At 36.7% G+C, this 13,492-nt stretch carries 10 protein-coding genes; all 10 read left to right on the forward strand.

The window, feature by feature from the left end; all coding sequences use genetic code 11:
• The 10 genes from EJL04_RS07280 to EJL04_RS07325 all read left to right on the forward strand — a co-directional run bounded on the left by EJL04_RS07280 (position 1) and on the right by EJL04_RS07325 (position 12,059).
• Positions 1-1,353 (forward strand): O-antigen ligase family protein, encoded by a 1,353-nt coding sequence (locus EJL04_RS07280; RefSeq protein ID WP_125104523.1) that lies wholly within the window; start codon positions 1-3, stop codon positions 1,351-1,353.
• Positions 1,316-2,431 carry a polysaccharide pyruvyl transferase family protein gene (locus EJL04_RS07285; protein WP_125104524.1) on the forward strand — a complete coding sequence of 372 codons (1,116 nt, stop codon included), beginning with the start codon at positions 1,316-1,318 and terminating at the stop codon, positions 2,429-2,431. The genes EJL04_RS07280 and EJL04_RS07285 overlap by 38 nt, the downstream gene beginning before the upstream one ends.
• 40 nt (positions 2,432-2,471) lie before the next feature.
• Positions 2,472-3,473 carry a glycosyltransferase family 2 protein gene (locus tag EJL04_RS07290; RefSeq protein WP_125104525.1) on the forward strand — a complete coding sequence of 334 codons (1,002 nt, stop codon included), beginning with the start codon at positions 2,472-2,474 and terminating at the stop codon, positions 3,471-3,473.
• A complete protein-coding gene (locus tag EJL04_RS07295) occupies positions 3,470-3,991 on the forward strand; it encodes an acyltransferase (protein ID WP_125104526.1) in 522 nt (173 codons plus the stop codon). The genes EJL04_RS07290 and EJL04_RS07295 overlap by 4 nt, the downstream gene beginning before the upstream one ends.
• A 1-nt stretch (position 3,992) precedes the next feature.
• Positions 3,993-4,892: a DUF6492 family protein gene (locus tag EJL04_RS07300; protein WP_125104527.1), complete on the forward strand. Its 900-nt coding sequence runs from the start codon at positions 3,993-3,995 to the stop codon at positions 4,890-4,892.
• Between the two features lie 8 nt (positions 4,893-4,900).
• Positions 4,901-5,956 (forward strand): acyltransferase family protein, encoded by a 1,056-nt coding sequence (locus EJL04_RS07305; protein ID WP_125104528.1) that lies wholly within the window; start codon positions 4,901-4,903, stop codon positions 5,954-5,956.
• Positions 5,953-7,017: a glycosyltransferase family 4 protein gene (locus EJL04_RS07310; RefSeq protein ID WP_125104529.1), complete on the forward strand. Its 1,065-nt coding sequence runs from the start codon at positions 5,953-5,955 to the stop codon at positions 7,015-7,017. Before EJL04_RS07305 ends, EJL04_RS07310 begins: the two co-directional genes overlap by 4 nt.
• Positions 7,014-7,766: a WecB/TagA/CpsF family glycosyltransferase gene (locus EJL04_RS07315; protein ID WP_125104530.1), complete on the forward strand. Its 753-nt coding sequence runs from the start codon at positions 7,014-7,016 to the stop codon at positions 7,764-7,766. The genes EJL04_RS07310 and EJL04_RS07315 overlap by 4 nt, the downstream gene beginning before the upstream one ends.
• 222 nt (positions 7,767-7,988) lie before the next feature.
• Positions 7,989-9,008 carry a type I phosphomannose isomerase catalytic subunit gene (locus EJL04_RS07320; protein WP_125104531.1) on the forward strand — a complete coding sequence of 340 codons (1,020 nt, stop codon included), beginning with the start codon at positions 7,989-7,991 and terminating at the stop codon, positions 9,006-9,008.
• Between the two features lie 621 nt (positions 9,009-9,629).
• Positions 9,630-12,059, forward strand: coding sequence for a DEAD/DEAH box helicase (locus tag EJL04_RS07325; RefSeq protein WP_125104532.1), 2,430 nt, complete (start codon positions 9,630-9,632; stop codon positions 12,057-12,059).
• Positions 12,060-13,492: the final 1,433 nt, after the last annotated feature.

Consider the following 13,492-nt stretch of genomic DNA (forward strand, 5'->3'; position numbering starts at 1 on the left):
ATGCTTTTAGCTTGGATTATTTTATTGTTTGTAACAATATGTGCCTTGAGAGATTTTAAAAAGACATTTATAATTTGGATGCCTTTTCAGATGTTGTTTAATGCACAGGTTGCACTAAAATATAGTTCACCTGCCATGTCTTTAAATTTAGGTGTAGCTTTAATTCTATTTTGTATATATTTTTTTAAATATAAAAACAAGTCCAAAATATGTCATAATGATCGTTTCATTTTAGGTACAGCAGTAATAGCTTATTCTATTTCATATCTTTTATCGTTTATCGTTTCGATAGCTCCTATATCAGGTGGAATAAATGCTGTAATTAAATTTTTTTTGATGACTTTTGGTCTAATGTATATCTTTCAAAAATTAATCACAACAAAAGAAGATATACGTTTGTTCGTAAAAGCAAGTATTGTTGTCGTATTTTTGATTGTAGGATTAGCCATTTTTGAATCAATATTCAAAGACAACCCTATATTGAATTATGTATATAATAATTCACCTCACGATGAGTCAACAATGGGAAGAATGTGGTATATTCCACCTTCTATTCGTGGTACAATGGCAATGCGTTTTGGTATGGTAAGAGCATACTCATTTTTCGGTATACCTATAGAATTTGGATGTGCATGTGCATTTTTCTTCTTTTTACTCATGTTACTATATAAAAATAATTTTTTCAAAGATTTGAATATAAAGAAAAAATTATTGCAGATATCAATAATATTAAGTTTCATAGGTGTTTTTCTTGCAAATTCTAAAACTGCTTATGTAGGAATTCTATTCTTGGTATTCGGATTATTTGGTATTAAACAGATACTGAACATAAAAGTAATTCTCCCATTATTAATCGGAATATTTGTTTTTTTCTATTTCTTCCCAGAATATATACTGAACTTTACATCTCTGTTTGATGAAGACGTAGCTATTGAGGGTGGCGGAAGCACTGTTGCAGGTAGAGAAATACAATTTGCGGTAGCGTTAAGAATGTTTGAGATGAATCCTATTTTTGGAAATGGTCCAGGAAGTATTGATGTTTTGAGACAAATTGGTAGTAATAGTGATATTTTAGGAGCTGAAAGTTCATGGATGCAAATACTTCCGGAGCGTGGTATTATTGGAGCAATTGCATACATAATCTTTTATTTATCCATTTTCAAACATTGCATAGTCTATATACCTGTAAGAATTATAGGAGGATTATTGCTCGGCTTATTTGTAATGGAAACAGCTACAGGAGTAATTAGTGCAGTTTATTTTATGCCTGTAATAATTGTTATATATAAATCATATAAATTTAAGTATCTTAATTATGCGTATCGGAATAATAACAATCCACAGACTTACTAATTTTGGAACAGCTTTACAAGCATTTGCATTACAACGATATTTACAAAAAAATACAAATTACCATGTTGAAATAATTGATTATGTATTTCCAAATGCTTTTCATAAAAATAAAAAAACAATAATAAAAAGAATCAGAGGATGGGCCCGTATATTTCTCGATTATATATTTGAAAAAAAATATAGAACTAATAAAAGATTTAAAGAATTTCAGAATAAATATTTTAATTTATCTGAAAATAAATATCCAAACATACAATCGTTAAATAATAACCCTCCATTGTATGATATTTATGTTACTGGTAGCGATCAAGTTTGGAATACAAGAACTGTTAAAAACGATCCTAATTTTTATTTGTGCTTCGCTCCTAAAAATAAGCCCAAGATCGCTTTTTCTGCTTGTTTTGCAAACGACTCATTAGATGATAAATATAAAGATTCTATTAGAGAAAGATTATATAATTATAAATATATTGGCGTACGTGAGAAAAGTGCAGTTGATATAATCAATGATTTGCATATTTCAAAAGATATATTGGTACGCAATACATGTGATCCTACAATGCTGTTGTCAAAAGATGACTATAAAGAAATATCATCTGAATCAAGAATAAATATTGGAGGTAATTATATATTAGTATATATGCTGATGTATGCGTTTAATCCTTATCCTGCATTAGAAAATATACTAAAAAAGATAGAAAATCAAACTAGATTGCCAATTATTGTTATAGGAGACCACAGGTTTAGATACAAAGGAAAATACAAATTTATAAAAGGTATAGGACCTTCTGATTTCTTATGGTTGTTTGAACATGCTTCTTATGTAGTAACAAGTTCTTTTCATGGAACGATGTTTTCTTTGATATATCGTAAACCATTTATTTCTATTTCACCATATACAGGAGATAGTCGTATAAAAGATATATTAGAGGAAATTGGTTTAACAAGTAATTTTGTATATAGTAATAGTGAAAATCCTAATATAACGACGGCAAATCCTTATACAGAGAATGTTGAAAGAAAAATAAGAAACTTTATTGAGGCATCAAAAAACTTTTTAAATACTGCGGTATCTTAAGTAAATGAATGCATATAAAAATACTAATAAATAATTTAATATGGACGATACTCAATATTTTGTTTCTATATGTGTCCCTATTTATGGCGTGGAAAAATATATAGAACGGTGTGCAATTAGCTTGTTTGAACAGACATATAAAAATATAGAGTACATATTTGTCAATGATTGCACACAAGACAACTCTATAGATGTTTTAAAATCTATTATAGAAAAGTATCCAGTAAGAAAGAATTGTGTTAGAATAATAAATCATGAAAGAAACAAAGGGTTAGGAGCTGCTAGAAATACAGCAATAACAAATGCAACAGGTATGTTTATTATGCATGTTGATTCTGATGATTATGTTGAGAAAGATATTGTTGAAAGACTTGTAAAAAAACAAAATGAGAATAATTCTGACATAGTAACGTGTGGATATATATTATATAGACAAAATAAAGTAAATAATATTTTGCCATTGATGGAATATAATATCCAAAGTTTGATTTTAAACATTCTATCGCGTGATGCAACAATGATGATTTGGGGTAGATTAATAAGAAAAAGCTTATATGATAATAATAATATTACTGTCCCCAATGGAATAAATATGGGAGAGGATTATGTAACGATTCCCAAATTACTTTATTATGCAAAAGTAATTGATTTTGTAAATTTACCATTGTATCACTATGATTGTTATAATGGAGGATCATATACAGCATCAATCTCTGAAAAAAATATTATTCAGTTTATACAGTGTTGTGATAATTTAAGAGTTTTTTTTGATAAGAAACGAAAATATATAAAAAGAATAGATATTGCAGAGTTAAAATTCATAGCTAATAGTATGATAAATTGTTTTACTAATGGTAAAAATTTACTTGATTGTTATGCAATATTGTATAAAAGGAAGATTCTTTTAAATAAGGAATTATATAAATATGTAAAACTCTCAAATCGAATTGTTTTATATATTGATAATTCCAAATTGATTAGATGCTATACTCGAGTAGCAAAATTATATCAGTGCTTATTCAAAAAGTTTTTACAAATATGAAGAGAATTATTTTTTTGGTTTTGTATTATGGTTTTGCGCAGTATTTACCAGATTCTTATTTACCTATTATTGGAGAGATTTGTAATAAAATTAGAATCATTTGTGTAAAACAGATAGCAAAAAAATGCGGAAAGATTGATACAATCAATAGAAAAGCACATTTCGGAAATGGAAAAGGACTTATTATTGGGGATCACAGTACCCTTGGGGCAAATACCGATATTCCTAATGATACAATAATAGGTAATTATGTTATGGTTAGTCGCCAAACTCATATATTACATGGGAATCATTGTTTTGATAGAATTGATATACCAATAAAACTTCAAGGTAGTTATCCTGATAAACAGACTATAATAGAAGATGATTGTTGGATAGGTATGCGTTCATTTTTAACTCCAGGAAGACATGTTAAACGTGGTACTATTGTTGGCGCATGTGCTGTATTAACAAAAGACTTCGATGAATATAGTATTGTTGGAGGAAATCCTGCAAAATTAATTAGGAAAAGAATATAAAATGGATAAGAAAATAGCGATAGTTACACAATCATATAAAAATGATTATAGGGAATGTAAATTGCTTTGTGAAAGTATAGATAGATTTGCTTCTGAAATTTCACACTTTATATTTGTAAATGATGAAGATGCAGATATGTTTGCGGATTTAAATTATGGCAGACATAAAGTATACAAGAAATCTGTAATATTACCAAAGTATTTAATCAGGTTACCTTGGAAAATTATGGGGCATCATTTTCATGTTAGCCCATTTACAATTCCTGTACGTGAATGGATAATACAGCAAATATGTAAACTGGGTGTTTTTGAAGTAATTGGAAAAGAATTTGATGTAACATTGAATATTGATTCAGAAACAGTTTTGATGAAACCGTTTAGGATTGACGAATTATATAAAGAAGGAAAATGGTTGATGTATAGAGTTCTCAATATAAATGAGCCAAGCCACGATGACTATTGTAACGCTGCATATAATTTGTTAAAGTATACAGGAAAAATTGATGATATTAATAAATGGAATTATATGAATACTCCTGTAGCTTTTGTCAGAGAAAATATAGAAGCACTATTAAAGACAATCGGCAATGGGTATATTGGAGGGTGGAAGAGGCATTTATGTAATACATACAGATTTTCAGAGTACTATACTTATGCAATATTCACGGAACATTATTTACATCTGAAAAATCATTTTATTACAGACAAACATGTTTTTCCGCAAATAGATATATCTGAATGTGAAGATGTTAATGACTTTAATAAAAAGATAGGATCATGCTTAAATAATGATTTCGCATTTGGAGTATGGTTGCAAAAGAAAGACAGGAAAAGACTTTCTGAAAAATATTTAAGCTTTGATGATATTGAAAAAGTAATAAAAAATTATTGGTACACATAATTAAAATTATGATAAAACTTGAAAATACAAAAAGTCAAAGATTAGCATTCTTTGACTTTTTAAAAATGTTTGCTATGTTTATGGTCTTGTGGGGACATACAATTCAGCATTTACAAACTGGGGATGTATGGGGTAATTCTATGCATAAAATAATATATACTTTCCATTTACCATTATTCATGTTTATTTCAGGCTATTTTAGTGCTTCTTCAATGAAATTAGATTTCATTGCTTTTTTAAAGAAAAAAAGTATTCAACTAATTCTACCATGTGTTACATGGAGTATCATATTATATTTAATTATATATATGATGAATACTTTAATTAATACATCATTATCATATAGCCCATTTTTTGTGTTTTTTCAACATTTTTGGTTTTTAAAAAGTCTATTTGTATGTTATATTATATCCTATATAGGAATCCGTCTTACAAATAGCTTGCCGTTATATATTATACTTACATTACTTATAGCTCATATAACAACAACTCACCAAATTCCTATTATGTATTTTAGCTTCTTATGTGGATTGTTATTACGTATTTATTTCAATAGATTTATGACACACTATAAACTTTTAAGCGTGATGTCTGCTATTATATATATTGCGATTCTAACGATTACTACAGGTGATTTGCCTCTCAAAGGTATAAATTTAATTGATCTTATAAAGACACATCAGATATCTCCATCAATTATAATTTATTTAGGAAAAATTTTAATAGGTATTTCTTCGAGTATATTCTTAGTAGGATTAATGTATGGACTTTCTAAAATAAATAGTATTAAACAATATTTAGAAAACAGCTATTTAACAAAAATGGGTAGGCATACTTTAGACATATATATATTGCAATCTATTTTTCTAGAAACCATACTTCCAATAATAAAAATCGACAAATTAGGTGGTGTATTTTCAAATTTAAATTTTGATATCTATATAGTTTTTCCAATACTCTCATTTTTAATAATGATTATATGTACAGAAATAGGTATTTTAATTCAAAGAAATAAAACATTAGATTTTTTATTATTAGGAAATACAAAACATTTTCATATATGAATATATTTGTTGACAGCAAAAAAATTCTCTTCCTTGGTGTGTCCATGAAAACCAAAGGAGGTATGACTGCAGTATTAGTTTCATATAAAAAGTATATAGAAGGAATGCAGTTTATACCAACATGGAAATTAGGAAATAAATTAGTAAAATCATGGTATGCATTACAGGCCGTTATACGTACATGGCTTAAATGCAAATTTGATAAAAATATAAAGATTGTACATATTCATGGAGCTGCAAATGCCTCATTTTACAGATGTAAGATTTTTATTAATTTGGCAAAAAAGCTAGGCAAGAAAGTAATATTGCATGAACATGCAGCAGATTTCGTAGAGTTCTACAATAATACGACTAATAAAGCCGACATAACAGAAACAATCAATAAATGTGATAAACTGATTGTTTTATCTGAATCGTGGAAACACTATTTTATTTCTATCGGTATTGATCAAAATAAAATATGCGTATTAAATAATATCGTTTCTCCTCCTGAACTAAAACCAATAAAGCGAATTGATGATAAACTGCATTTGCTGTATATGGGAGAAATAAGCAAAAGGAAAGGGGCATTCGATTTACTAAAAGCCATTTGTAAAGAAAAAGAGTTTTTTAAGGATAAACTCTTATTAAGAATGGGCGGAAATGAAGTTGACGGAGACATAAATAAGTTTATCAAAGATAATGGATTAGAAGGCTTTGTAAGTTATGAAGGCTGGATTGCCGGTGAGCATAAAAAAGAATGCCTAAATTGGGAAGATGTATATATCCTTCCCTCATATAACGAAGGCCTGCCTATTGCGATATTGGAAGCCATGAGCTATAGTCATCCTGTAATATCAACTCCCGTAGGCGGTATTCCTGAAGTTGTTGAGAATAAAAGAAATGGTATATTGGTAGAACCCGGAAATCAAGAGGAAATAGCTGATGCCATAAAATATTATATTGAGAACAAAGACGAGATAAAAACGCAGGGTGAAAACGGATATAAAATAGTTAAGGACTTTTTCCCGGAAAAAGTCTTTAGCGACTTGAACAATATTTACGAAACATTACTAAAATGAAGACAATAAACTTTTTGAATACAAAAATTCAAGTTATAACTCAAAAAGAACTATTGAAGAACTTGAAAAAAGGCGTATTGATAACTCCTAACGTAGACCATCTGGTAAAACTTCAGAAAGATAAAGACTTTTATGATGTTTATCAAAAGGCAGAATGGGTGGTATGCGACAGCAAAATATTATACCTGATGTCTAAACTGCTGAAAGATCCGTTGCCGGAGGCTATTCCCGGAAGCAGCTTCTTTACTGCATATTATATGTATCATAAGGATGACACTGACTGCAAGATATTCTTGCTGGGTGCAGCAGAAGGTATAGCAGAGAAAGCTAAAAGAAACATCAACGAAAAAGTGGGCCGTGAGATTGTTGTCGGCGCACATTCGCCTTCGTATGGATTTGAGAAGAAAGAGGCAGAATGTGAGGAACTGATAAAGATTGTAAATGAAAGCGGCGCAAACGTTGTTCTTGTAGGTGTAGGTGCGCCCAAACAGGAGAAATGGATAATGAAATATCGTGACAGGATGCCAAACGTAGATGTGTTTATGGCTCTTGGCGCAACGATAGACTTCGAGGCTGGTACGCTGAAACGTGCGCCTATGATATGGCAGAAATGCGGAATGGAGTGGCTGTATCGTGTGATAAAAGAACCAAAGCGCCTGTTTAAGCGTTATTTTGTTGACGACATGCAGTTCTTCTATTACTTCACTAAGCAGTTGCTTGGCATATACAAAAATCCATTTGAGAAATAAGAATTCTTATTTCCTGAACAGCTTCGCTATTATGGCTATAGGAACAAGCACTATAGCCGAAAGATAAGATAACACTATACGAAAAAACGATTTCATTGGTGCAAAGATAATAAAATATTTATTATTGTTTTCACCAAAAGGAGCTTTTACTATTTTTTGAATTGTTGGTGACATTGCTCTCATTTAACAATATTCTTATAAACTGCAACAAACGACTAAACCATGCTTTATCCATTATTATTCGAAAGCAACTTGTATTCAAAGGTCTGGGGCGGCAATCTGCTGAAAGCCCTGAAAGGCATAAACGACGGCGACACTGCCCCTATAGGCGAGAGCTGGGAGATAAGTGCCGTACCGGGCAAGGAGTCGGTAGTGGGCAACGGTTCGCTGCAGGGACGCAAGCTTAACGAACTTGTGACGGAATATAAGGAAGAACTGATAGGACGTACTGTTTATGACATGTATGGCGAGACGTTTCCGCTGCTGATAAAGTTTATCGACGCTGCGAAGGACCTGTCGATACAGGTGCATCCCAACGACGAGATGGCACGTAAATATCACGACTCGTTCGGCAAGACGGAGATGTGGTATATTATGGACACAAAGCCGGGAGCTAAGCTCTACAGCGGCTTTAAGAGTCTGATATCGAAATATGAATATGGCAAGCGCATAGAGGACGGCAGCATCTGTGACGTGCTGGCATCGCACGACGTGAAGGAGGGCGACGTGTTCTACATTCCGTCGGGACGCATCCATGCGATATGCAGCGGTACGCTGCTGGCAGAGGTGCAGCAGAGTTCTGACCTGACATACCGCATATTCGACTATAATCGTCCGGGACTTGACGGCAAGCCAAGGGCACTGCACACGGCGCTGGCATCGGAGGCGCTGGACTATAAAGTGGAGGACGACTACCGCACGCACTACACGCGCAGGATGAACCATCCGGTGCTGCTGGCAGAGAACAGGTTCTTTACGGTGAAGCTGCTGGAGGTGAACCGTGCCTTCCACAGAAAGCTGTATAAGTATGACAGCTTCGTGGTGTATATGTGTCTTGAGGGCAGCAGCGACATCGTGATAAGGTCGTGGAAGGGCGAGGAGCCTGAGATAAAGCAGGTGCATCTGACAAAGGGCATGAGCTGCCTCGTGCCTGCCTGCGTAGCCGACATGGACGTTGTACCGAACAACGAAGACCGCGTGTCGAAGCTGCTCGAGGTGTATATTGATAATAAGAACTACTGATTTAAGTGAAGAGTGAAGAGGGAAGAGGGAAGAATCCAAATGCATTGTTGGGTATTGTAATTAGTAGTTAAAGTAGTTAGAGAAGTTACCGCCAACGGAGTTGGCTAGTAGTTAAAGCCAAATGCCTTGTTGATTCTATTCAATGTAATACAATTGACAATAATCGACGAAGCGCACGCACTACGTTTGCTAATGTTCCGGCTGATTTGCAATTGTCGTGCAAGTGAGAGCAGAAGCAAATCTCATTTGGTTATGCCGAGCGCAGCCGACAATCAATGAAATTAATTGTCGTGCAAGTGAGAGTTAGAGTCAAATGCATTGTGGATTCTTATCCTGACCTCATAAGCACTACGTTCGCTATTGTACCGGCTGATTTGCACGAGTTGTTGAGCACAGCGAAAAATCGGCCGGAAATGAATATCAGGATTTATTTAATCCGATTACTTCCTATTCTTAAATATGCTATTGTACCGGCGGATCTGCGCTCCGCCGGAACATTAGCCTTGTTGGTCATTGTCGCAAGCACTATGTGAAGTCATGATAATAATCTACAAAGCATTTGACTCTAACTCCTGTAACTACTTTAACTCCTTCAACTTCTAACAACCACTTCCATAATCCGTGGCTTACTTACGCGACTATCAGACGGACATAATGGCTCGCATCATTGACGAATGGCAAAGATGCAAGAGCGTGATGGTGCAGATGCCTACGGGCACCGGCAAGACGAGAGTATTGGCTGCACTCGTGAATGAAGAACTAAACGCTAATAACGAAACGACAGGACGGACGCGTAGCGTGTGGATTGTTGCACACAGACGGGAACTGGTGGAACAGATAAAGGAAACGGTAGAACAATTCATAATTCATAATTCACAATTTATAATTGGGTTAAACCGAACTACGTTTCATAATTGGGTTAAACCGAACGATGTTTCACAATTAGATTGTGACAAACGTTGTTCAACGCCTATAAATAAGCACAAGGCAAATCATAATTTTCCATTATCAATTATCAATTCTCAATTGTCTTACGCCAGTAAGATCCACGTGTTGTCGATACAATGGCTGGCGAGACACTGGGAGGACGTGAAGGACGAGATGCCGAGTCTGATAGTGATAGACGAGGCTCACCATGCGCTGGCTGACACTTACGCCGAACTGTGGCGAAGATACCCGGAGGCTAAGAAACTGGGAATGACGGCCACGCCATGCAGAATGAACGGCAAGGGATTTACGGATCTGTTTGACAAGCTGATATCGGGATGGAGCATTGCGGAGTTTGTAAGACGCGGATATCTGTCGGTGTTCGACTATGTGTCGATAAGACGTGAGAGCGAGGAACAGAGACTGATAAACGAACTGAAAAGACGGGGCACCGACGGCGACTACCAGATAAAGGAGATGAACGAGAAGCTGAACAGGCAGACGAGCATCGAAAGGCTGTATGACGCCATGAAACGCTATGCCGACGGCAAAAAGGGCATTGTGTACGCCATAAGCATTGAACACGCCAGGAACATTGCGGAATACTACAGCAGACGGGGCGTGAAGGCGGTGGCGATAGACAGCAGGACGCCGCGGGCGACACGTAAAGCCTTGGTGGACGACTTTAAGGCGGGAAGGATAAAAGTGATGGTGAACGTTGACGTGTTCAGCGAGGGCTTCGACTGTCCTGACGTGGAGTTTGTGCAGATGGGCCGACCTACCCTGTCGCTGGCTAAATATCTGCAGCAGGTGGGCCGCGGACTGAGAATGAGCAAGGGCAAGGATGCGTGCATGCTGATAGACAACGTGGGGCTGTATCGTGTGTTCGGACTGCCGACAAGGGAACGCGACTGGCAGGCTATGTTTGAAGGCAGGATGACGGGAAAGGCGGAGACGGAAAGGCGTGGCAGGCAACTGGCTGCGACGGCACGGACAGCTGACGAAGAGGCTATAGGAAAGGACGAAATGGAAGTGGTGATGAACCACGAAAGGCTGCTGACATATATAGAGAAAGCCAAAGACGGAGACGAGACGGAGGCTAAGGCACTGACGGCATACAAGGACAAACGGAGCGGAACATGGGGCCTGAAACGCGGCAGGAAGATAACGGCGAAGGCGCAATATGCGAAGGTGTTTGACATAAAGGACAACATGGCTGCCGTGAGATTCGGCGACATGCGCGTTGGCGTGGTTGACGGCGACGGTAATGTGATGATGAGAATAGACAGATACAGCGGCATGAGGTTTGTGAAGAACGACTTCGTTGAAGTGAAAGACAACGGATGCAAGACGTTTTATATTGACATAAGGACAAACAGACTGTACAGGGAGAAGCCGGAGGTGATGGTATTCGGAGGCGTGGAGATGCTGAAGATGGGCAGAACGCTATACAGCAGGACTAAGGATGTGTATGTGAACGCTCAGGGCATAGGACGCGGCGAACTGGCATGGCGCGGCTTTTATCTGGAAATACCTGACAGCAACGTGCCGGAGACGTGCCGCAAGGCTGCGCTGACGCTTAGCACGGGCTACGAGACATCGGCATGCGTGATAGAAGGTGACGAGGAAAGGGCATACTGGTGTTGCGGCAGACTGGCTGACGGAAGTATTATAGCGGCAGACAATGACGGACGCTTCTATCACATGGCTAAAGGCATGACGCCTGAACGGATAGATGGAAAGGACGACATGGAAGCCCAGCTAAGGAGGCTGAAGACGGAAGCCTGCGCAAGGGCTGCGGAAAAGAGACTGAGAAAGGAACAAGAGGAACAGGAACAAAGGCTGAAAAGACTGGAAAGGATAACCGACGCACAACCGTTTAAGAGCGGAACGAAATGGGGATTGAAGTCGGGCGACAGAGTCGTAGTGCCGCCGAAATACAGAATGATAATGCCGCCGATAGGCAAGCTCTGTGCCTTTGAGGACAGTCCGAGACAATGGGGCGTAATGGAAGTTGACGGAAAGGTGGTGGAAAAGGCAAGATATATGAAAGTGGCAATAGAAGAAAACGGCACCATGAAACTGACCGTGATACCGGGAAAGGTGATTACAAGGAGGAAGTAAAAGCCCCACCAAACCTCCCCGTGGGGAGGCTTTTGTTTCTCGGTAGTTAAAGGAGTTAGAGTAGTTATAGGAGTTAAAGTCATATGCTTTGTGGATTCTTATCCTGACCTTATAAGCACTACGTTCGCTAATGTGCCGGCTGATTTGCACGAGTTGTTGAGCACAGCGAAAAATCGGCCGGAATTAAATATAAGGATCTTTGATCCGATTACTTCCTATTTCTTGTAGTAAAACATTGAATTGACTAACGTAGAACTTCGTTTTTCATTACTCACTTCATAAGGCAGCGGTATTTTTTAGCGGATCAAAGATCCTTATATTATATTCCGGCAGATTGCAAATCAGCCGGAACAATGGCAACGTAGTGCGTGCGAAAAAAACAACAAGGCTATTGTGCCAGCAGATCTGCAATTGTCGTGCAAGCGAGAGCAGAAGCAAATTATATTTGGTTATGCCGAGCGCAGCCGACAATCAATGAAATTAATTGTCATGTAAGTGAGAGTTAGAGTCATATGCTTTGTGGATTCTTATCCTGACCTTACAAGCACTACGTTCACTAATGTACCGGCTGATTTGCACGAGTTGTTGAGCACAGCGAAAAATCTGCCGGAAATGAGTATAAAGATTTATTTAATCCGATTACTTCCTATTCTTAAATATGCTATTGTACCGGCGGATCTGCGCTCCGCCGGAATTAAATATAAGAACCGAAGGTCAGCGTAGCTAATTTTTAATCCGATTACTTCCTATTTAGCATCATCTTATACTTTTAATGCAAAATTATCATTAGATTTTTTATTACTCACTTCATAAGGCAGCAGTATTTTTTAGCGGATCAAAGATCCTTATATTATATTCCGGCAGATTAATTCTATTGATTGTCGGCTGCGCTCGGCATAACCAAATGAGATTTGCTTCTGCTCTCACTTGCACGACAATTGCAAATCAGCCGGAACATTACCAAACGTAGTGCGTGCGCTTCGTCGATTATTGTCAATTGTATTACATTGAAAAGAATCAACAAGGCATATGACTCTAACTACTAGCTCACCTTTGTGAGCGATAACTTAGCGTAGTGCGTGCGATAAGAACCAATAAAGCTAATGTGCCGACTGATTTGCAATCGGCCGGAATTGAGTATAAGGATTTATTTAATCCGATTACTTCCTATTTGACATCACCTTATATTTTTAATGCAAACATAGCATTAAATTTTTCATTATTCACTTTCGTAATACAGCGGTACTTTAAGCGGATCAGGAGATCCTTATACTCAATTCCGGCGGAGCGCAGATCCGCCGGCACAATAGCCAACGTAGTGCGTCTTACGAAAATGAAAAGTTAAAAGTGAAAAACGAAAAATCCAAATGTATTGTGATTTTCAGCCCGCCTTATTGTTTACATTGGCACTAAGCGCAAACGAAGTTCAGCAT

It is taken from the genome of Prevotella marseillensis (genome assembly GCF_900625065.1).
Lineage (GTDB): Bacteria > Bacteroidota > Bacteroidia > Bacteroidales > Bacteroidaceae > Prevotella > Prevotella rara.

Bases quoted from the DNA above. Each gene is read 5' to 3' on its own strand.
- EJL04_RS07280 (WP_125104523.1), top strand. From the start codon at position 1: ATGCTTTTAGCTTGGATTATTTTATTGTTTGTAACAATATGTGCCTTG.
- EJL04_RS07285 (WP_125104524.1), top strand. From the start codon at position 1,316: ATGCGTATCGGAATAATAACAATCCACAGACTTACTAATTTTGGAACA.
- EJL04_RS07290 (WP_125104525.1), top strand. From the start codon at position 2,472: ATGGACGATACTCAATATTTTGTTTCTATATGTGTCCCTATTTATGGC.
- EJL04_RS07295 (WP_125104526.1), top strand. From the start codon at position 3,470: ATGAAGAGAATTATTTTTTTGGTTTTGTATTATGGTTTTGCGCAGTAT.
- EJL04_RS07300 (WP_125104527.1), top strand. From the start codon at position 3,993: ATGGATAAGAAAATAGCGATAGTTACACAATCATATAAAAATGATTAT.
- EJL04_RS07305 (WP_125104528.1), top strand. From the start codon at position 4,901: ATGATAAAACTTGAAAATACAAAAAGTCAAAGATTAGCATTCTTTGAC.
- EJL04_RS07310 (WP_125104529.1), top strand. From the start codon at position 5,953: ATGAATATATTTGTTGACAGCAAAAAAATTCTCTTCCTTGGTGTGTCC.
- EJL04_RS07315 (WP_125104530.1), top strand. From the start codon at position 7,014: ATGAAGACAATAAACTTTTTGAATACAAAAATTCAAGTTATAACTCAA.
- EJL04_RS07320 (WP_125104531.1), top strand. From the start codon at position 7,989: ATGCTTTATCCATTATTATTCGAAAGCAACTTGTATTCAAAGGTCTGG.